17 protein-coding genes and 3 tRNA genes are annotated in these 18,265 nt (G+C 63.6%); 11 read left to right on the forward strand and 9 right to left on the reverse strand.

Annotation, left to right across the window (positions count from 1 at the left end):
- The coding region (locus VGQ94_03920; protein HEV2021654.1) for a hypothetical protein at nucleotides 1-327 on the reverse strand (327 nt) is incomplete at its 3' end.
- A 645-nt stretch (nucleotides 328-972) separates the two neighbouring features.
- Nucleotides 973-1,046: transfer RNA gene (locus tag VGQ94_03925), tRNA-Gln, on the reverse strand.
- 317 nt (nucleotides 1,047-1,363) lie between these two features.
- Here VGQ94_03925 and VGQ94_03930 point away from each other — a divergent pair.
- Nucleotides 1,364-1,942: a hydrolase gene (locus VGQ94_03930; GenBank protein HEV2021655.1), complete on the forward strand. Its 579-nt coding sequence runs from the start codon at nucleotides 1,364-1,366 to the stop codon at nucleotides 1,940-1,942.
- 61 nt (nucleotides 1,943-2,003) lie between these two features.
- Here the strand turns inward: VGQ94_03930 and VGQ94_03935 are convergent, their stop codons facing one another.
- Nucleotides 2,004-2,756: an AAA family ATPase gene (locus VGQ94_03935; GenBank protein HEV2021656.1), complete on the reverse strand. Its 753-nt coding sequence runs from the start codon at nucleotides 2,754-2,756 to the stop codon at nucleotides 2,004-2,006.
- 163 nt (nucleotides 2,757-2,919) lie between these two features.
- Here VGQ94_03935 and gap point away from each other — a divergent pair, with 163 nt between their 5' ends.
- The 6 genes from gap (at nucleotide 2,920) to VGQ94_03965 (ending at nucleotide 7,227) form a co-directional block, all read left to right on the forward strand.
- Nucleotides 2,920-3,930, forward strand: a complete 1,011-nt coding sequence (gap, locus tag VGQ94_03940) for a type I glyceraldehyde-3-phosphate dehydrogenase (protein HEV2021657.1) — start codon at nucleotides 2,920-2,922, stop codon at nucleotides 3,928-3,930.
- Nucleotides 3,931-4,032: 102 nt separating this feature from the next.
- Nucleotides 4,033-5,244, forward strand: a complete 1,212-nt coding sequence (locus VGQ94_03945; protein HEV2021658.1) for a phosphoglycerate kinase — start codon at nucleotides 4,033-4,035, stop codon at nucleotides 5,242-5,244.
- Nucleotides 5,245-5,264: 20 nt separating this feature from the next.
- Nucleotides 5,265-6,017, forward strand: coding sequence for a triose-phosphate isomerase (tpiA, locus tag VGQ94_03950; protein HEV2021659.1), 753 nt, complete (start codon nucleotides 5,265-5,267; stop codon nucleotides 6,015-6,017).
- 102 nt (nucleotides 6,018-6,119) lie between these two features.
- Nucleotides 6,120-6,204 (forward strand) — tRNA-Leu (locus tag VGQ94_03955).
- Between the two features lie 41 nt (nucleotides 6,205-6,245).
- Nucleotides 6,246-6,575, forward strand: a complete 330-nt coding sequence (gene secG / locus VGQ94_03960; protein ID HEV2021660.1) for a preprotein translocase subunit SecG — start codon at nucleotides 6,246-6,248, stop codon at nucleotides 6,573-6,575.
- Between the two features lie 19 nt (nucleotides 6,576-6,594).
- Nucleotides 6,595-7,227 carry an MBL fold metallo-hydrolase gene (locus VGQ94_03965; protein ID HEV2021661.1) on the forward strand — a complete coding sequence of 211 codons (633 nt, stop codon included), beginning with the start codon at nucleotides 6,595-6,597 and terminating at the stop codon, nucleotides 7,225-7,227.
- A gap of 218 nt (nucleotides 7,228-7,445) precedes the next feature.
- Here the strand turns inward: VGQ94_03965 and VGQ94_03970 are convergent, their stop codons facing one another.
- The 6 genes from VGQ94_03970 to VGQ94_03995 form a co-directional block, all read right to left on the reverse strand.
- Complete coding sequence (locus VGQ94_03970) at nucleotides 7,446-7,979, reverse strand: O-acetyl-ADP-ribose deacetylase (GenBank protein ID HEV2021662.1); 534 nt, start codon at nucleotides 7,977-7,979, stop codon at nucleotides 7,446-7,448.
- A 46-nt stretch (nucleotides 7,980-8,025) separates the two neighbouring features.
- On the reverse strand, nucleotides 8,026-9,336 hold the full coding sequence (locus tag VGQ94_03975; protein ID HEV2021663.1) for a hypothetical protein: 1,311 nt from the start codon (nucleotides 9,334-9,336) through the stop codon (nucleotides 8,026-8,028).
- A complete protein-coding gene (locus VGQ94_03980) occupies nucleotides 9,308-12,565 on the reverse strand; it encodes a protein kinase (GenBank protein ID HEV2021664.1) in 3,258 nt (1,085 codons plus the stop codon). Before VGQ94_03980 ends, VGQ94_03975 begins: the two co-directional genes overlap by 29 nt.
- Nucleotides 12,566-13,867: an adenylate/guanylate cyclase domain-containing protein gene (locus VGQ94_03985; GenBank protein HEV2021665.1), complete on the reverse strand. Its 1,302-nt coding sequence runs from the start codon at nucleotides 13,865-13,867 to the stop codon at nucleotides 12,566-12,568.
- 215 nt (nucleotides 13,868-14,082) lie between these two features.
- Nucleotides 14,083-15,258: a pyridoxal phosphate-dependent aminotransferase gene (locus VGQ94_03990; protein ID HEV2021666.1), complete on the reverse strand. Its 1,176-nt coding sequence runs from the start codon at nucleotides 15,256-15,258 to the stop codon at nucleotides 14,083-14,085.
- Between the two features lie 256 nt (nucleotides 15,259-15,514).
- On the reverse strand, nucleotides 15,515-16,087 hold the full coding sequence (locus tag VGQ94_03995) for a glycosyltransferase (GenBank protein HEV2021667.1): 573 nt from the start codon (nucleotides 16,085-16,087) through the stop codon (nucleotides 15,515-15,517).
- A gap of 133 nt (nucleotides 16,088-16,220) precedes the next feature.
- Here VGQ94_03995 and VGQ94_04000 point away from each other — a divergent pair, with 133 nt between their 5' ends.
- The 4 genes from VGQ94_04000 to VGQ94_04015 all read left to right on the forward strand — a co-directional run.
- Nucleotides 16,221-16,559, forward strand: a complete 339-nt coding sequence (locus VGQ94_04000; GenBank protein HEV2021668.1) for a hypothetical protein — start codon at nucleotides 16,221-16,223, stop codon at nucleotides 16,557-16,559.
- 43 nt (nucleotides 16,560-16,602) lie between these two features.
- Nucleotides 16,603-16,691: transfer RNA gene (locus VGQ94_04005), tRNA-Leu, on the forward strand.
- Between the two features lie 702 nt (nucleotides 16,692-17,393).
- A complete protein-coding gene (locus VGQ94_04010; GenBank protein HEV2021669.1) occupies nucleotides 17,394-17,621 on the forward strand; it encodes a hypothetical protein in 228 nt (75 codons plus the stop codon).
- 165 nt (nucleotides 17,622-17,786) lie between these two features.
- Nucleotides 17,787-18,265, forward strand: a 479-nt coding sequence (locus VGQ94_04015; protein HEV2021670.1) for a DUF47 family protein, incomplete at its 3' end; no start/stop codon positions are given.

An 18,265-nucleotide genomic window follows, 5' to 3' on the forward strand; every position in this document is an offset into this window, starting at 1 on the left:
AACTGACTCGACCGCGATTCCGGAAGGCGCAACCAGCGGGCACACAGCAGAAAGGAATGCTGTCGGCGCGTCTGACTGCCAACCGTGGTTCGCTGCACAGGTCCGACTTTTTCGGGCGCTGTAAGAGGAGTCCTCGACGAACTCGGTGGCCTGCAAATCATCGGTAACGGAGATATATGGGAAAAGAATGACGAGCACGCCTACCAGCAGCAAAGTGCCGCGCACGAGTACCCTGCGCTCCTGGCGTTGTGCGTACGCCTGCCACGCCCAGAGACACAGGGTCAGCGCGCAAATCAGAGCCCACAGGAGATTTAAGGCCAATTCCACGGGCGACATTCTAGCAGATGTTGAGGCGCATTAGGGAGGCATCGGTTCGTTCGGTAGTGGTGCAGTTTGAATCTTCGGCTTGGTTGAACCCCGCCACGGTCGGCGTAGACTGTTGGCATGGCAGCCAAAAGAGTGTTTTTGAAGCCAGTCATGGAGACCCGGAAGGGCAAGCGCGTTTGGAGTGGCGATTACGTGTGCTCAGGTTGCGGGCACAGATTCCGTCCAGATAAGACCGATCTGGGGAAGCTCTCACGAGAGTTCGGGCATCATGCCCTGGAACAGCACACCACACCTAAGCGCAACCAAGGCGAGGACTTCAGCCAGGCCGCTGCGCGGATTGTGAAGCAAGCTACAGACATTTGACTTTAGCACAGAAATTTGCGCTGTGCCTCCGCGCTCAGCTTTGCCAAGGCTTCCAGAGTCGCCCGGTCAATTTTCCCAGAGGCGAAGCCCTGCATTGTTACAAAAGGCTGCATGAGGGGGTTAATAAATCGAAATCTGAACCTATGCTTTGCACCCAATTTCTCTAGAATAGGCCCACGCTTTGTTTCACAAAAGTCGTTGAGATGGCGAGAGAAACTCGGTAACGTCACAATTTACGTCACAGTCCCGCAGGGGTGCAGTAGCTATGTGGTTGAAAAGATTTGGCTGCCCCCCAGGGATTCGAACCCCGATATGCTGATCCAGAGTCAGCTGTCCTACCATTGAACGAGGGGGCAGTCCCCAGCGCAAAAACGGCGCGAGAACAAGCAAGCCGCTTGTCTTCATGATATTACCGACGGCTGGCGCGCGGGTCAAACCGCGTCGTTCGCTCGCGCATCACCCCGTTCGGTGACACCAGTCACATCCTCACTCGCGGCTTCTCCAGCGACCAACCGGCGGGCACTCGCCGCCGGCAACGGCTTCATCTTCGAGAAGGTGGAGGTGGGCCCGGTGCCTGGCCCGGACGGCTACTGCGAAGTCTGCTGACCGGGGCGTATACAATGTCGGGCGCAATCCCAGGTGCCGCAGGACTTCCCATGCCGGCCCCATCCCCATGACCCAGGACGTGAGAGAGGTAGCGCGCCAGTCGCTGTCCGCCGAGCAGGCGGCTCTGGTGGTCGTCGATATTCAGGAGAAGCTGCTGCCGCCCATCCATGAAAAGGAGCGGCTGGTGCGCAACTCGCAACTGCTGCTGCGGCTGGCGGAGATCCTGAAGATTCCGGTGGTGGCCACCACGCAATATGCCAAGGGCCTGGGGAAGACCGTGCCGGAGATCGCTTCCCTGCTTCCGGAGGCCGAGCCCATCGACAAGCTGCGGTTCGGCTGCTTCGGGAGCGAGCAGTTCTGCTCCGCGCTCAAGGCCCTGCCCGGACGGCGGAACACGGTGCTGCTGTGCGGCATGGAGACGCACATCTGCGTGATGCAGACGGCCCTGGGGGCGCTGGAGCAGGGCTACCTGGTGCACGTAGCCTCGGACGCCGTGGGCTCGCGCTCGGAGTGGAACTGGAAGGTGGGCCTGGAACGAATGCGGACGGCGGGAGCGCTTATCTCCTCCACGGAGATGATCATCTACGAGCTGCTGGGCGGCTCGGGCACGGCTGAGTTCAAGCAGATGTTGCAGTACCTGAAGTGATCTAAGATCTGTGACTTTGTAATCTGCAACCTTTACTACTCTCTGTCTCTGCGCCCTGTGGCTATTCTTCGGCCTTCTGCTTCACCTTTACCACAACGATCTTCGCGAACCCTTCCTCAAAGGTAGGCGCCTTGAGCTTGGCGGACATGCGGCGCATGACGTCCACGGCCACCACGCGTTCGCGGCGCCCGTTGCGCTCCAGGCAGACCTGGAGCGGCACGTCGAAGAAGATGGCGTGCACCTCGTACCCCAGGCTGCGCGACATCTGGATCCACTGCTTGCGCTCGCCGGTCGAGAGGTTGGTGGCGTCCACATAGTTCCACGGCATCTTGGCGACCAGGCGGGCGCGCAGTAGCGAGCGCAGCGTGGAGAAGACCAGGCTCTGATAGCGCTGCTCTTCGACGTCGTCGAAGAGCACGCTGCGCAGTAGATCGCTGGAGAGCGGGGTGACGCCGCGGCGCTTGAACCAGGTGCTCTTTCCGGAGCCCGGCAACCCGATGGCCAGCACCACCACGCCACGCGGGGCGCGAGGCTCTTGCTTTCCCGGCGGGCGGCCGATGGCTCCGGCGGGCCGCGCCGGGGGCGTGTCGGGAGATTCCGGCTGGGTTTCGACCACAACTTGCGGCTTCCCTGCCTCCGGGGCCGCTCCCGTGGCTGGGGCCGGCTTATCAAAATGGTCCATGTAAGAGGGCTGCAGCGGGGCGGGGCGGGAGGAATCGCTGGGTTTGGGCTGGCCGACGCGGCCGGTGGCTTCGGTTTCGAGCGGGGGCTTCTTCTTGCGGCGACGCTGACGGTCGCGAACCCATTTTGTCATGTTGGCCTTGTAACATAGAAAGGCGGCGTTCAGCAATCAGCGGCCGGTGGTCCATCCCGGTTCGCCCGCTTCCGGCTTGGCTCCCGCGCTTGTGGCGGAATGCGGATTGCTGACGGCGGACTGCTGGTGTATTCTCGCTCCGCATTTATTTTCGGAGGTACTCATGGCCATCAAAGTAGGCATCAACGGCTTTGGCCGCATCGGGCGCAACATCCTGCGCACCGCCATCGCGGACAAGGAGCTCGACTTCGTCGCGGTCAACGACCTCACCGATCCCAAGACGCTGGCCCACCTGCTGAAGTACGACTCCATCCTGGGGAACCTGCATCACGACATCCGCGCCGAGAAGGACTCGATCAGCGTGGACGGCAAGAGCATCCGCGTGTTCGCGGAAAAAGACCCGGCCAAGCTGGATTGGGCGTCCATGGGCGCGCAGGTGGTGGTGGAATCCACCGGGCGCTTCACCAACGCCGAGGACGCCAAAAAGCACCTGCGGGGCACGGTGAAGAAGGTCATCATCTCAGCGCCGGCCAAGGGCGAGGACCTGACCGTGGTCCTGGGCGTGAACGAGGGCGCGTACGACCCGGCCAAGCACCACGTGATCTCCAACGCCTCCTGCACCACCAACTGCCTGGGCCCCATCGCCAAGGTGGTGCACGACACCTTTAAGATCCAGTGCGGCACCATGACCACCATCCACTCCTACACCAACGACCAGGTGATCCTCGACTTCCCGCACAAAGACCTGCGGCGGGCACGGGCGGCGGCGCTCTCCATGATCCCCACCTCGACCGGCGCGGCCAAGGCCATTTACCTGGTGATTCCCGACCTCAAGGGCAAGCTCGATGGCTTTGCCATGCGCGTGCCTACGCCCAACGTCTCGGTGGTGGACCTGGTGGTTTTCGTGGAAAAGAAGACCACGGTGGAAGAGGTGAATGGAGCCATGAAGAAGGCCTCAGAGGCGGGCCCGCTCAAGGGCTACCTGGGCTACGAGGAAGCTGAGCTGGTTTCCATGGATTACCGCGGCGACTCGCGTTCCTCCATCGTGGATGCCGGCATGACCCGCGTGGTCGCCGGCAATTGCGTGAAGGTCATCGCCTGGTACGACAACGAGTGGGGATATTCGTGCCGGGTGAGAGACTTGATCCACTACCTGGGCGCGAAGGGACTGTAGGAGATTGAGTAATTGGGAAATCGGGTAATTGAAGAACTGTCTGTACCCGGCTTCTGAGTTTCGGGCGCCAATTTCTCAATTACACAATCACCCAATTACCCGATGGCTAAACTCTCCATCACGCAACTGGATCTCAACAAGAAGCGCGTCTTCCTGCGCGCGGACTTCAACGTGCCGCTTTCCGACGAGGGCAAGATCACGGACGACACGCGCATCCGCGAGACGCTGCCCACCATCCAGTACGCGTTGCGCAATGGCGCGCGAGTGTTTGCGGCGTCGCACCTCGGGCGTCCCAAGGGCAAGCCCAACTCGAAGATGAGCCTGAAGCCGGTGGCCGAGCGCCTGTGGAAGCTCCTTCGCGAGCAGAAGTCGGAGGCGGAGGTGAGCTTTGCCTCCGACTGTGTGGGCGCGGAAGCGGAGCAGATGGCGGCAGACCTCGCCCCCGGCCAGGTATTGCTACTCGAAAACCTGCGCTTCCATCCCGAAGAGGAAGCCAACGACGAGAAATTCTCGCAGGCGCTGGCGCGCCTAGCGGACTATTACGTCAACGACGCTTTCGGCACCGCCCATCGCGCCCACGCCTCCACGGTGGGCATCACGCACTTCGTGGAGAAATCCGCGGCGGGGTTCCTCATGCAAAAAGAGCTCACCTATCTGGGCAAGGCGCTCGAGGATCCGCAGCGGCCGTTCGTCGCCATCCTGGGCGGCGCCAAGGTTTCCGACAAGATCGAGGTGATCCGCAACCTGATGGGCAAGGTGGATACGCTGCTGATCGGCGGCAGCATGGCTTTCACCTTCCTGAAAGCCTCGGGCAGCGCGGTGGGCAAGTCCCTGGTGGAAGAGGACAAGGTGGAGCTGGCGCGCAAGCTGCTGGACGAGGCCGGACTGCGCCACCTGAAGCTGCTGCTGCCGGTGGACCACGTCATCGCCGACAAGATTGCCGCTGACGCCCAGGTCTCCGTGCTCGCCGAGGGCAGCCCCATCCCCGATGACCGCATGGGACTCGACATCGGGCCCAAGACGGTCGCACTCTTCGCTGCCGAGATAGCCGCCGCTAAGACCATCGTGTGGAACGGGCCCATGGGCGTCTTCGAGCTGGCACCCTTTGCTGAGGGGACGATCAAGATCGCCAAGGCCATCGCTGCCAATTCCTCCTGTACCTCGATCGTGGGCGGAGGCGACTCGGTGGCGGCCGTCCATATGGCGGGTGTGGCCGAGCAGATCACCCACATCTCCACCGGAGGCGGCGCATCTCTTGAATTCCTAGAGGGCAAGAAGCTGCCAGGGGTAGAGGCGCTTACGGACAGCACTTAAAGTAGTTTATGAACATGACCATGGCTCGAAAGAAACTCATCGCTGGGAACTGGAAGATGTACAAGACGCCGGCCGAGGCGCAGGCGTTTGTGCGCGATCTTCTGCCGCTCGTCGCCGGGCACACGCGCGACGAGATTGCGCTGTGCGCGCCTTTCGTCTGCCTGCCGGCCCTGGTTGAGGCGGTGCGCGGCACCTCTCTAGGCGTGGGCGCGCAGGACATGTTTTGGGAAAAGGAAGGCGCCTACACCGGTGAGATCTCGGCCGGGATGCTGAGCGCCGTGGGCTGCACTCACGTCATCCTGGGACACTCGGAGCGGCGGCAGCACTTCGGCGAGACCGACGACACGGTCGGCCGCAAGCTGGAGCGCGCGCTCGAAACCGGCCTGATCCCCATCGTGTGCGTCGGCGAAGTGAGTGAGGAGCGCGAAGCCGGCCTGACCGAGGAAGTGCTGCGGCGGCAGTGCTCGGGCGCCTTCCGCGGCATCTCCGGCAAGAAGGCGGCGAATCTGGTGGTGGCCTACGAACCGGTGTGGGCCATTGGGACGGGCAAGACGGCGACGCCGAAGATGGCCGCCGACGCGCACGGCGTGATCCGCCACGAGGCAGCCAAGTCCCTGGGCCAGGAAGTTGCCGCCGGCCTGCGCATCCTCTACGGCGGCAGCGTGAAGCCGGAGAACGCCACCGCGCTGATGTCAGAGCAGGAGATTGACGGCGCGCTGGTGGGCGGCGCCAGCCTCGATCCCAAGTCCTTTGCGGCCATCGTCCATTACTGAGGGGCGGAACGGCGCCCAAGGCTCCCCGGGGGCCTCTGATATAATCTTCTCTGCCCTCGGAGTTTCTTCACTTTCATTTCCTCAAGGAGAAGCGCAGTCCGGGCGGAAGTGGTGGAACTGGCAGACACACCATCTTGAGGGGGTGGCGCCGAAAGGCATGGGGGTTCAAATCCCCCCTTCCGCACCATCTCACCGTCGGGGATCCAAGAAAGGCACGCGGTACCGAGCATGGTTGTTCTTTTGACAGTGGTGCACATCATCGTTTGTGTATTCCTGATCGCCGTGGTGCTCTTGCAGAGCGGCAAGAGCGCGGACATCGCGGCGGCCTTCGGCGGCGGCGGCAGCCAGACCGCCTTCGGACCGCGGGGCGCAGCGACTATGCTGACCCGGGCCACGACCGTCGCCGCCATCTGCTTCATGATCACCTCGGTCGCGCTCACCATCATGGCTGGCAAGGGGAAGTCCGGCTCCGTACTGGAGAAGGCAAGCCCCGCCCCGGTGCAGAGCCAGCCGGCGCAGCCCGCTCCGCCGCCGGCGCAGCCGCCCCAACAGAAGTAATCCCACGCAAGATGAAGTCATGATCCACGAGATCCTTCCCGTCGGTCCTTTGCAGTGCAACTGCTCGGTGGTGGGCGACGAGGAGAGCCGCGAAGCCCTGGTCATCGACCCCGGCGACGAGATCGAGGAAGTGCTGGCCATCGTCGGCCGGCACAGGCTCACGGTGAAGCAGATCATCATCACCCACGCCCACATCGACCACGTGGGCGGGGCGATGAAACTCAAGCGCGCCACCGGTGCGCCCATCCTGCTGAACCAGAGCGACTACGCCCTGCTGAAGATGTTGGACGAGCAGGCGGCCTGGGTGGGCATGGCTCCGCCCGGAGCCGTGACCGTGGACGCGAGCCTGGACGACGCCGGCACAGTGCGCGCCGGAAGGCTGGCCGCCACCGTGATACACACCCCAGGGCACACCCAGGGCAGCGTCTGCCTCTACTTTGAGCCGGAAAAGAAGCTGATTGCCGGGGACACGCTGTTTGCCGGAAGCATCGGGCGGACGGACTTGCCCGGCGGGTCGATGGAAAAGATCCTTGCCTCGCTCCACCATCGGGTGCTGGCGCTGCCGGATGAGACGCTGGTCGTCCCCGGCCATGGCCCGCTGACCACCATCGGCCGAGAGCGGGAAACAAATCCCTTCCTGATCCATCGGTAGACCGCAAGCTGGGCTCGAGAAGACAAGAAAAGAAACCAAGGTCCCTCGCTCGCGCTCCCTCACCCCGGCGGGCTCGGGTCGCCCCTTCGACTTCGCTCAGGGCTTCGGCCATTCGGGCCTCAGGCAAAGGCACTCGGGATGACAAATCTCAAAGGGAATGCCTCCTGCGGCACGCCTGAAGGCGTGCCCCTCCGAAACCGGGCAGTGGAGAACGGGATCTAGGTTCGCAGGATTTTCTGCGCGGCGCGCTGGTAGGCGATGAGCGCCTGCTCTCCCCAGAGCACAAAGCGCACCAGGTCGATCTCGGGATGAGCTTCGAGGTAGCGCTTCACTGTTTCGAGGGCGACCCCGGCGGCTTCGTCGAACGGGTATCCATAGGCGCCGGTACTGATGGCGGGAAAGGCGAGGCTGTGAATGTTGTGCCGCGAAGCCAGCTCGAGGCTGGAGCGATGAGCGGCGGCGAGGAGTTCAGCGTCCTGGGGATGGCCGCGGTAGACCGGACCGACCGCATGGATGACGAAGCGGGCCTTGAGGTTGTGGCCGCGCGTGAGGCGGGCCTCGCCCGTGGGACATCCGCCCAGGTTGCGGCACTCGGCCAGCAGCCCGGGGCCGGCCGCGCGATGGATGGCGCCGTCCACGCCGCCGCCGCCCAGCAGCGAGCTGTTGGCGGCGTTGACCAGGGCATCCACGTCCTGCTCCACCAAATCGCCTTCCAGCAACTCCACCTGCGAGCGATGGACGAGGAAGCGCATAGACAAGAACGCCCGGACGGTTGATGCTCCAGTCCGGGCGCGGAAGCTACTGGTTGACGTCCTGATAAGCCTTCAGTATCTTGGGCGAAACGAAGGACTCCCCGGGCGGCTTGAACCCTGCGGTCTGCTTGGCCAGGCGGAAGGCGGCCTCGGCGTCGCGCTTGAGCCCGTTGTCCTTCTCGCCGCTGAGGTAGAAGCGGGTGAGCTTGCTGGCGCCCATGTAGAAGTGGCTGAGGCCGGTCTTGGAGCCGTTCACGTTCAGGTAGTCGTCGATGTGGACCTCGGCATTCTCGAACAGGCCCTGATAGTACTCACGGATGCCCTTGGCGAGCATGACGTCGGCTTCGGAGCTAGCCTTCCGCTCGGTCGGTCCCGTCTCCTTGGGCAGCGTTTCCAGCCCGACCTTGGCTTGCACGTTCCTCTCTTCGGCGGCCAGGACGGCGATGTACTTGCTCTTGGCGGAGGCGATGTCCCCCTTGGCCTTGGCGGCCTCGGCTTCAGCCAGAAGCTTGCCTACGTCCACCTTGGGTTTCGAAGGTTCCTTCACCGCAGCCACCACCGGGGCGCGCGTGATGGGCGGGGTTGTAGTGGTGGTGACCGAAGGAGGCTTGGTTGTGGTGGTGGCGGTGGTCACCGACGGCGTGGTGGTGGAACCCGATCCCAGGCTGGCCATGTGGCTGGCCTTGTCGCGCGGATTGCCCGGGCCGTCGCCCTTGAGAGTGGCGGCTTCGTTGTAAGAACCCTGGGCGGCCTTGTAATTTTTGGCGGCGGACAGGCGGTCGCCCTCGGCCATGGCGGATTCAAACTGCTTCATCCGGTTCAGGTAGTTGTCGGCCTCGCCCTTCTTGCCCCCGGTCACGCTTTGGAACAGGCTGCGGGCGCCGTTGAAGTCGTTGCGGTTGTAGGCCTGTACTCCCTGGTCGAACTTTTGGCTGGCGGCGGATTCGACGCCCGCCGTCGATTCTCTCTCCTGCGCCGCCATGGCGGCCGGAATCTTGCTGGTGATGTACTGCTTTGCCTCCTCGGCGCGAGGCCCAGTCCTCACATTCTGGAACTTCTGCCGGGCATCGTCGTAGCGCTTCTCGTTGAACGCCTTCAGGCCCTCCTGGAAGCGGTCCTCGTTCTTCTGGACTTCCTTCTGCGCCTCCTTCTTCATGATGCCGCACATCATCCCGGCGTCCTTGAAGCCGGGATCGAGTTGGCAGAAGAGGCGGGCGGCTTCCTCGGCCCTGCCCGCGCTGGCGGCTGCCTGGGCCGCCTTGTAGTCGTCGTCCTTGCTGGCAAAGGCGGGCGCGGCCACGAGCAGCGCCGCCAGTAGCAGCCAGCCGTTAGTGCGCATTAAGGATTTTTTCGACATCGATGGCCTCGTACACGGGAGTGCAGCTCCCCGGTGAATCGTTGGTGGCTTTGACGGTTTCCGATTTCTCCGTCCCATCCGGCCCCGCCACTACCACGGTGAATTCACCTTCTGGGACCGGCCACCGGATCGGGGTCTGTTGGTTCACTTCGATGGCTTTGCCGCCGCCGGTGGAGGTGATGGTTTTCACTGTGCCCCAGGGCACGGCGTTGATCTCGATGTAGGTGGTGGCGTCGCCCGGCCCCACGAACTTTTTGTAGCCCACGTAACCGCCCACCGCCAGCACCACGAACGCTATGGCGGCGATGGCAATCATCATGATCGGAGACTTTTTCCCCGGCGCGGGAGGAGCAGAAACTGTGCGCGTAGGGGTCGGCGCCATCGCGGGCCGGGGCGTGGGGACGGCCGCCGGACGCTGGCCGGTAGGCGCAGGGATGGCGACGGTCTTATCCAGGTGCGCTGGCGGCGCCGGCATTGCGGGCCGGCTGCCGCTGCTTTCGTAGGAGCCGGCCACCACGGTCTGCGACATGTCGGTAGAGCCGGCGACGATGGTCTTGCCCAGATCCGCTTCCTTCTTTTGGCGGGAGGCGCCGGATGTAGCGTCCTTCTTCAGGCTCTCATACTGCGTCTGCAGGTCGGCGGGGGCTGCGGTCACCAGGCCGGCTACCGCCTCCAGGCTTTGCAGGGCCGGGCGGTACTGCCTCGATAGCAGCAGGGTGCGGGCATCCCGGATGGCCTTCTCCACCGCGTTTCGCGCGATGGCCTGGCGCTTGGTCTCCAGATCCAGCAGCGCCTGCTTCACCTCGGGAGTCTCGCCGTAGGTCTTCTTGCAGGCCTCGGCGATCTTCATGGCGTTGAGGAAGTCGCCTTTGTCGGCCGCCTCCTTGGCCTTCTCGATGGCGCCGGCTACGCCCTTGGCCTGGTCGAACTCGGTGCGGGCCTTCTCCAGCACCGCGGTGAACTGGCTGGAGCGGGCGAAGGACTTGTCCTGCGACTCCAGGAACTTGACGGCATCGTCCACCTTGCGCGCTTCCAGCATGCGCTGCGCCTTGCCGACGGCGGCGTCCACCTTGCGAGTGAACTCCTCCACGTGGCGGCGGGCGTCGTTCAGCACCCCGCGCAGATCCTCGTCGGGAGTCTGCTTCATGGCGGTTTCCAGCACCTGCACGGCGCGCTCGTATTCCCCTTCGCCAATGAGGCGCTGGGCCTCTTCCGCGGCCGCCTCGATCTTCTTGCGCTTGCTCTGGCTGGCGGCCTCGTCGCGGGCGAACTGCAGCAGACCGTTGATCTCGTCCGAGCCTTCGAGCTCCATCTGCGCCGACTCCAGCACCTGGACCGCGCCGTCGTAGTCCTTCTTTTTGAGGGCTTCCTTGGCCTTGTGGAGGTAGTCGGCTTTCAGCTGCTCGGTCTTTTCGCTTTCGGCCGCGTCGCGCACCCTGGCCAGCATCGACTGCATGCGGGCGTCGCCCGGAACCTTCTTGACCGCCTGCTCCAGCAGCGCCAGGGCCTCGCCGGCCTTTCCGGCATCGAGCAGTTTGCGCGCCTCGGCCATCTGCTCGTCGCCCAGCTTCCGCCGCCCGGTCGCCTCCCGCTGCTTCTCCGCCATGGTCTTGAGCTTGAGCAGGCCGGGGTCGTTGGGGAACTTCAGCAGGGCTTCGTCGGCGGTGTTGCAGGCAGCCTCGTAGTCGTCGCGGCTGATGGCGTCGTTGATCTCGTTGGTGAAGCGGTCCAGGTCCTTCCGGCGCTGCTCCCTCTCCCGACCGGAGGAAGCCAGATTCATCAGGGAATGGATCTCCTGGCTGGCGGCGTCGATGGACTCCGCTTTCTTCAAAACCTCGAAGGCGGCGGTGAACTTGAGCGCGGAAATGTTCCTGCGCGCCTCGTCCAGCAGCCCCTGCACCTGCTTCTCCTTCCCTCTCTCCGAAAGCTCTTTGGAGACAGTGGCTTGGAGCGCCCTGGCTTGGGTGTTGCTGGAATCGAGCGAAAGAGCTTCCTCCGCCGACCTCTGTGCCGCCTCGAGATCGCCGGCGTGGTAGGAGGAATCGGCGCGGTGCAGCACGTCGTCCAGCTTCTTCTTCTGGTTCTTGGCCTCCTGGGCCAGGTCGCGGAGGTTGAGCAGTTCAGTATTTGCCTTGTCCAGGGTGACGGCCTGCTCGGCGTAAGCCAGCGCGTCGTCGTAGAGTTTCTGGGCCAGCGCGTCCTCGGCGTGGGAGCGCAGCTGTTTGATCTGCTCGCCGCGCTGCTGCTTCTGCAGGCGCTGCTGCACGTCGTGCATCAGCTCTTTGGCCTCGTGGTGCTGCGTATCCACCTTCAGCACCTGCTGCAGCAGCTCCTTGGCCTTGCTCAGCTCCTGCTTCTCGATGGAGGCCTTGGCCTTCTCCACATATTCGCTGACCATCGTCTTCTTGAGCTGTTCCTGGACGCGCGAGAGGTCGAAGGCGAAGTCCTCGGCGGTGGCGTAGCGCTCCTCCCGGTCCTTGGAGAGGGCCTTGTGCAGCACTTCCTCCAGATCCGGAGGATAGACGGGCAGGAAGTTCTTCAGCGGCGGCGGCGGCTCGTGGATGATCTTCAGCAGCGTGGAGGCGGTGTCCTTGCCGTCGAAGGGCAGGGTGTAGGTGAGAAGCTCATACAGCATCACACCGGCGGAAAAGATGTCGGTGCGGCCGTCCACCACCTGGGCGTTGATCTGCTCCGGCGACATGTAGGTGATGGTGCCCACCACCTGACCGGTGCGGGTGAGGGACTGGTCGCCGATGCGGGCGATGCCGAAATCCACGATCTTGACCGTCCCATCGTTCAGGACCATGAGGTTGGCGGGTTTGATGTCGCGATGGACGATACCTTTCTGGTGGGCGTAGTTCAGCCCGTTGCAGGCCTGGATGATGTAGTCCAGCTTCTGCACCATGGAGAGTTCGCGGCGGCTGGCGATCAGCTTGTCCAGCGGGTCCCCTTGCAGGTACTCCATCACCAGGTAGGGATTGCCTTCCTGATCGCCTAGGTCGTAGACGATGACGATGTTGGGGTGCTGCAGCATGCCCGTGGACTGGGCTTCGCGGTAGAAGCGCTTGAGCAGGTCGGGGTTGTCGGCGAAGCCCCCGGTCATCATCTTGATGGCAACCAGGCGGCCGATGCGGGGGTCGGTGGCCTTGTACACCACGCCCATGCCGCCCTTGCCCAGGACGTCGACGACCTCGTACTTCCCGATCTTGTTGACCGTGGGTTGCGCCATTTATTGCGCCACCTTGAGCAATTGTCCGCCCATCACTACCGTAGCCCCCACGGGCACGGGAGCCTTCTCCCGCACCTTCACGAAGGTGCCGTTGCGGCTGCCGCTGTCTTCCAGGAAGAAATTCTCCCCGCGATGATACACCTTGGAGTGCGCCCCGCTCATGAACCCGTCTTCCTGGAAGGTGTACGTCCCCTTGTTTCGCCCCCAGGTGATTTCCTGGTCGAAGAGGGGGAAGCGACTGTCGAGTTCCTGCCCCTGCGGGTTGAGGGCGACGAACTCGGCGATGGATTCCTTGAGCATCGCGGACATATTGACGATGGTCGTTCCGGTGGCGGCGGCCTGGGCCAGCGCCTCGGCCTTCTCGTGGAAGCGGAAGGTCTGGCGTCCCATCATCACCACGTCGCCGTCCTGCAGCATGTAGGTGGCGATCAGGCGCACATAGACGCCCTTACCCTGGCTGGTGTCCTCCACGAAGAGCTGCCCGCGGTCCACGGAGAAGCGCGCGTGCAGGGGCGCCAACTGCGGGTCGGCTGCGAACTTCAGGTCTCCCTCGACCTTGCCCACCGACAGCTTGCCGTCCTTCAGTTCGTGCTCGGAGCCCACCGAGCCGTCTTTCTTGATGTGCTGCAGCTTGAACTTGGGCAGGACGAGGGAGAACTTCGCGCCTCCCAGCACCACGGTGTGGGCGGCGGCCGGACGGCTGGAGACTCCTTCATCCCACACCACCTCGAACAAGTCGCGGTCGCCTTCCTTCCCTTTGAGCGCGAAGCGCCCCAAGTGGGAGATCTTGAACGCCCCCAGCCCCGCCACCTGCTGGTTGAGGGTGTCGGAGATGACAATCTGCTCGGGCACGGCTACGCTCTCCACCCGCGAAGCTACATTGACCACGTCACCGAAAACGTCGTTCGACTTCACGATGCCGGCGCCGTAGTTCAGCCCGATGCGGATGAACACATGGTCCTGCTCAGGCCTGGGGGCGTTGAAGACGATCAGCTGCTTCTGCATCTCGATCGCGGCGACGATGGACTCCTTGCAGTCCTCGAACGTGGCCATGATGGCATCGCCGATGGTCTTGACCACCCGGCCCGTATGCCTCTCCACGATCTGCCGCAGTGCGTCGTTGCACTGGTGCACCATCATCATGCCAGCCACGTCGCCGTACTTCTCGAAGTACGCTGTGGACCCCTTGATGTCGGTAAACATCACCGTGATGGTGCGGCGAAACTTCTCCAGCTCCGCCAGCAGGTCGGCCTGCGCCCGCGAGGACTGGATGATCTGGGTAACGCTGTCTTGAGGCTCCATGGGTTCGCGCGGCCACCTCAAGGGGGAAGCGGCTCCGACACTAGCGACAGCGGCTTTCAGGGCGCACATGCGCACCCTACCAATCGCACAAAACCTCCCCCTTTTGCAGGGCGGAGAGGTGCCCCTTTGGTAGCCGCTTTGTGCCCTCAACGGTATCACGGAAGCCCCTACGCCGAAAGGGGTTTCCGCCTGACCTGCCATCAAAGTAACCTCCCCTAACCTGCCATAGCCAATGCTCGCCGGAGACCCTCCCGAAAGCGGCCCTCGGGAACGATCAGGCTGAGTACCAAGTGGCCCTCTCCGGCCAAGCCGTAGAAGTGCCCCGGATGCACCAGTACGGCCCGTTTGCGGAGCAGGTCCAGGGCCAGTCGTTCGTCCGAGCCTGTGACTGGGACGCGAAGCAGGGCGTACCAGCCGCCCTCGCTCTCCAGAACGCGGCAAGCCGGATGGCTTGCGAGCTGTTTCGCCAGCTCGCGGCGGTTGACCGACATGCGCCGGCGAATTTGCGCCTGCATGGCCCGGCGCTGCGCCAGCAGCGGCGGCAATGCGAGCTGCACCGGGGTATTGACGGAAAGATAAGTGTCGGCGATGACCTCCAGCCGCGCCAGCGCCCCCTGCACCTTTGGCCTGGGTCCATTCACAACCACCCATGCGGCCTTCATCTGCGGCAGGGCGGAGATTTTGGAGAGCCCGCTCAGGGCAAACGTGAGGACGTCCCGGTTGGCCGCCAGGGAAGGCCGCGCTTTTCCATCATGTGCATAGTCGAGGAAAACCTCGTCGGCCACCAACGCCAAACCCTGGTTGGTGCAAAGAGCGTTCAGCGCGCCGACTTCGTGCCTCTTCACAAACGACCCGGTCGGATTGTTGGGATTCACCACCACCACGGCGCGCGTCCGCGAGGTGAGGCCCGACTCCAGCGAGTGCAGGTCGATCTGCCAGCCGTGGTCGTAAACCAGCGCATAGGGAACGAGTTCGACGTCATTCAATCCCGCCAGGAATTCGAAGAGCGGATAGCTGGGCGAGGGCACCAGCACCTGGTCGCCGGGAGCGCACAACAAGCGGAGGACGAACGAATAGGCCTCGCTGGTGCTGGCGGTCAGCAGGATTCTTTCCGGGTCGACGCGCAGCGACGCCGCCCCGCTGCCGCGCCGGCCGTAGTACTCCGCCACCGCCTGCCGGGCGGAGCGCATGCCTCGCGGGTCGGGCTGATACTCGAGCGCCCCCGGCCGGGCCAGCGCCCGAAGAATCACCTTGCGGTCGTATCTGAATCCGCAGCGCGTAGGGTTCGATTCCGTCAGGTCGAGGACTTCCCTGCCGCGAGCGCGCAGCCGCGCAAGCTCCGCCGACAGGCGGTTCGGCGTCAGGTCCCAGTCGGTGCGTGAGGAGAACACGGTTGAGGCTCGGGAAAACAGCAACACTACCCGGCCCGCCCAGGACCGTCAAACTCCCGGCGCTTGCGCGGTCCGGGGAAAGTGCTCTCGTATAATCTTGACGGCTCGGTTCCCGCAACGCGGTCAGCAGGAAATCTTGGACCCACGAGAGCACGGCTCGCCGCGCAAGCTCGCATCCTTCGCCGTGATTTTCCTGCTGTGGGCCATCATCTACCTTCCCGCGCTGTTCCGTCCGGCGCTGCTCGACGACACCGACTCAGTCCACGCCGAGGCGGCACGCGAGATGGTGGCGCGCGGCGACTGGGTCACGCTCTCGCAGGCCTTCGGCGAGCACGCCCGCAAGCTGCCGGTGAGTTCCACCCACCGCGGGATCTTTGAAGTGCGCCAAGATGCGGCGCAGATAATCCGGCGGAACCTGGATGTCGCTGTCGTTGATCAGCAGGTGGCCGTGGCGCGCCTGGGCCAGCATCTGGATCAGGTTGCTGAGTTTGCGGTTCGCGCCCAGCACCTCTGGGCAGACCAGCAGGCGGACGTGGCCCGGGAACTCCCGCGTCACCTGCTCGGCAACCGGCACGGCGGGGTCGGCCGGATCGGAGACCCCCAGAATGACCTCGTACTCCGCGTAGTCCTGCGTGCAGTGGCTGCCCAGGGCTTCGTAGAGTTCCGGGTCGGCGCCGTGCAGCGGCTTGAGGATGGAAACCGGAGGCAGCGGCCCGTTCGCGACCGCGTCCTTCTGCCGCGAGATCCCAAACGCGCTCCATAGGCAGATCAGGTAGTAGGCCGCCGCGCAGAGCGCCGCCGCAGCCGCGAATTTCGCCGCGAGATCCATGGGCTGAACCAGCCATCTTCGCACGAGGGGTTGGGTTTCGCAGATATCCGTCAACTATCCACAGGAGGTTTTGCTATGCTTCGCGCAGCGGGGCGCTGCTTTCCAATGCCGGCGCGCTGCCAGGGGAGGGATCGTGAAGATACCGGACTTTTTCAAGGACGTGCGCTACGTGGGCCGGGCCAAGGGATCCCGGCGAACCTATCACGTCTTCCAGGGCAGCCACGCCTATCTTGTAGTGTCGCCCAACTCGCGCGGGGGATTGAATGTGAACCCGGTCAGCCGTAAGGCGCCGGACCTCGTTTCCCGGCGCTTCCGCGGACGCCACGTCACCTCCAAGCGCCTGGCCAAGGCCGGTGGGCCCTTCCGCGCCGCCTTTGCGCCGCTCAACGCCCTCTATGTGATGGTCGCCCTCGGCCGCGCCAGCAAGCTGAAGATCATGGAGGGCAGGTCCATGGTGTTCAGCATCAAGTAGACCGACGACTCACGGGGCGTGCTACATTGCTCGTGATTCTGCTGCCCGGGTGGCGAAATTGGCAGACGCACGGGACTTAAAATCCCGGGCTCCGAAAGGAGCGTGGCGGTTCGACTCCGCCCCCGGGCACCACATTCAGTAGCCGGTTGTAGGCAGGATTCCCGCGGACGACGCTTTGACCAACTGCGCACACTGCGGTACCGGGAATAGCCCCGAGGCCGGATACTGCCAGAAGTGCGGCCAGCCGCTGGCGCCCGCCGCCCCTGCTGGCATCCCTGCCGCCGCGATCTCGGCTCCCGCGGTAACCGCAAGCACCAACTCTCTGGCGGTCGCCAGCCTGCTGCTGGGCTTCTTGTCCCTCTTTCCGATGTTTGGGATCCTAGCAGTGGTTTTCGGCCACGTCGCGCGCGCAGATTCGCAAGAGCGCAGGCCGGCAGAAGGGCGCCGGGATGGCCCTGGCGGGCCTCATTCTCGGGTACCTGGCCCTGGGGTTTATCTTGTTCCTGATCCTGGTCGTCATCCCGTCGCTGAACTGGCACTAGCACGACGGTAGTTTCCGGTTGCCGGCTGGGATTCTCAGGCACGCAAGTGACCAACTACCCAATGGGCCCTTACCCTTCCGGTTAACGGCCATCAACTAAAGTATTGTATTTACAATAGCTTACGATTACCTGTTGAAAAGGCCGCTAAACCCTGCTAATATATGGAGTTCCGGTCGCATGGTGACCGGCGTTTGAGGGTACGGTCGGGCCCAAAGGCAGTCTCTGAATCCTAGGTTGCCTCTTCCGAATCAAACAGTTAGGGAAAAATTCCATAAGGCAGGACCAACTAAAAATGGCAAAGCGTCGTGGCAATCCTAACTGGGGCAAGCCGGAGCCCATCGGCCCGGTGATTCCGACCGTCACCTCGTTTGAGCAGGCGGTGAAGGAGTTCAAGCTGGAGCCCACGCAGTACCTGCGCTCCACCCGTCTGCGGGAGTGGGCGCGGCGCAACAAGAACTCCAAGTTCATTCCCGAGTCCCTGCTGCAGGCTTGGGGCTTTGAGATCGAGTCCACGCTCTAAGCGAACCCTTTTTTCTCTGCCGAGGCCGTCCCCTAGGACGGCCTTTTGTTGTTTTCCGGCGGGGTCCCGCCGCCTTCGCGACCAGCGTTGACGCCATTCCAGAGTGCGTGAGATAGTTTGTCCGCCTTTTGCCTTGGACCCATCTTCGCTCAGGAGCTGAATCGAGTGCGTCTGATCCCTCACGAAACCAAGTTTTTCTCCATGTTCGCCGAGATGTCCGGCAACCTCATCGAGGGGGCGCGGCTGTTGCGGGCGATCCTGGGTGACTTCCAGAACGTGGAAACCCGGGTGCAGCAGCTCAAGGAGATCGAGCACCGCGGCGACGACATGACCCACGCCATCCTCATCAAGCTGAACCAGACCTTTATCACTCCCTTCGACCGCGAGGATATTTACCGTCTGGCCTCCAGCATGGACGATGTGCTCGACTCCCTGAACGCCGCTGGCGAGCGCTTGCTGATGTACAAGATCACCAGCGCCCCCAGCGCCGCCGGAGACTTGGCGGACCTGGTCATCCGCCAGTGCGAGCAGATCGCCAAGGCGGTCTCGCTGCTGGAAAAGCACTCCCACGTCCTCGAGTACTGCGTGGAGATCAACCGCCTGGAGAACGAAGCCGACCGGGTGGCGCGCGATGCCCTGGCCCG

This window comes from Terriglobales bacterium (genome assembly GCA_035937135.1).
In the GTDB taxonomy this organism is placed as follows: Bacteria; Acidobacteriota; Terriglobia; order Terriglobales; family Acidobacteriaceae; genus DASYVL01.

What these genes read in the sequence shown, in the direction of transcription:
- VGQ94_03965 (HEV2021661.1), top strand. Translation starts at nt 6,595, where the DNA reads ATGATCCACGAGATCCTTCCCGTCGGTCCTTTGCAGTGCAACTGCTCG.
- VGQ94_03975 (HEV2021663.1), bottom strand. Translation starts at nt 9,336, where the DNA reads ATGTCGAAAAAATCCTTAATGCGCACTAACGGCTGGCTGCTACTGGCG.
- VGQ94_03980 (HEV2021664.1), bottom strand. Translation starts at nt 12,565, where the DNA reads ATGGCGCAACCCACGGTCAACAAGATCGGGAAGTACGAGGTCGTCGAC.
- tpiA (HEV2021659.1), top strand. Translation starts at nt 5,265, where the DNA reads ATGGCTCGAAAGAAACTCATCGCTGGGAACTGGAAGATGTACAAGACG.
- VGQ94_03945 (HEV2021658.1), top strand. Translation starts at nt 4,033, where the DNA reads ATGGCTAAACTCTCCATCACGCAACTGGATCTCAACAAGAAGCGCGTC.
- gap (HEV2021657.1), top strand. Translation starts at nt 2,920, where the DNA reads ATGGCCATCAAAGTAGGCATCAACGGCTTTGGCCGCATCGGGCGCAAC.
- VGQ94_04010 (HEV2021669.1), top strand. Translation starts at nt 17,394, where the DNA reads ATGGCAAAGCGTCGTGGCAATCCTAACTGGGGCAAGCCGGAGCCCATC.
- VGQ94_03995 (HEV2021667.1), bottom strand. Translation starts at nt 16,087, where the DNA reads ATGGATCTCGCGGCGAAATTCGCGGCTGCGGCGGCGCTCTGCGCGGCG.
- VGQ94_03985 (HEV2021665.1), bottom strand. Translation starts at nt 13,867, where the DNA reads ATGGAGCCTCAAGACAGCGTTACCCAGATCATCCAGTCCTCGCGGGCG.
- VGQ94_03930 (HEV2021655.1), top strand. Translation starts at nt 1,364, where the DNA reads ATGACCCAGGACGTGAGAGAGGTAGCGCGCCAGTCGCTGTCCGCCGAG.
- secG (HEV2021660.1), top strand. Translation starts at nt 6,246, where the DNA reads ATGGTTGTTCTTTTGACAGTGGTGCACATCATCGTTTGTGTATTCCTG.
- VGQ94_03935 (HEV2021656.1), bottom strand. Translation starts at nt 2,756, where the DNA reads ATGACAAAATGGGTTCGCGACCGTCAGCGTCGCCGCAAGAAGAAGCCC.
- VGQ94_03970 (HEV2021662.1), bottom strand. Translation starts at nt 7,979, where the DNA reads ATGCGCTTCCTCGTCCATCGCTCGCAGGTGGAGTTGCTGGAAGGCGAT.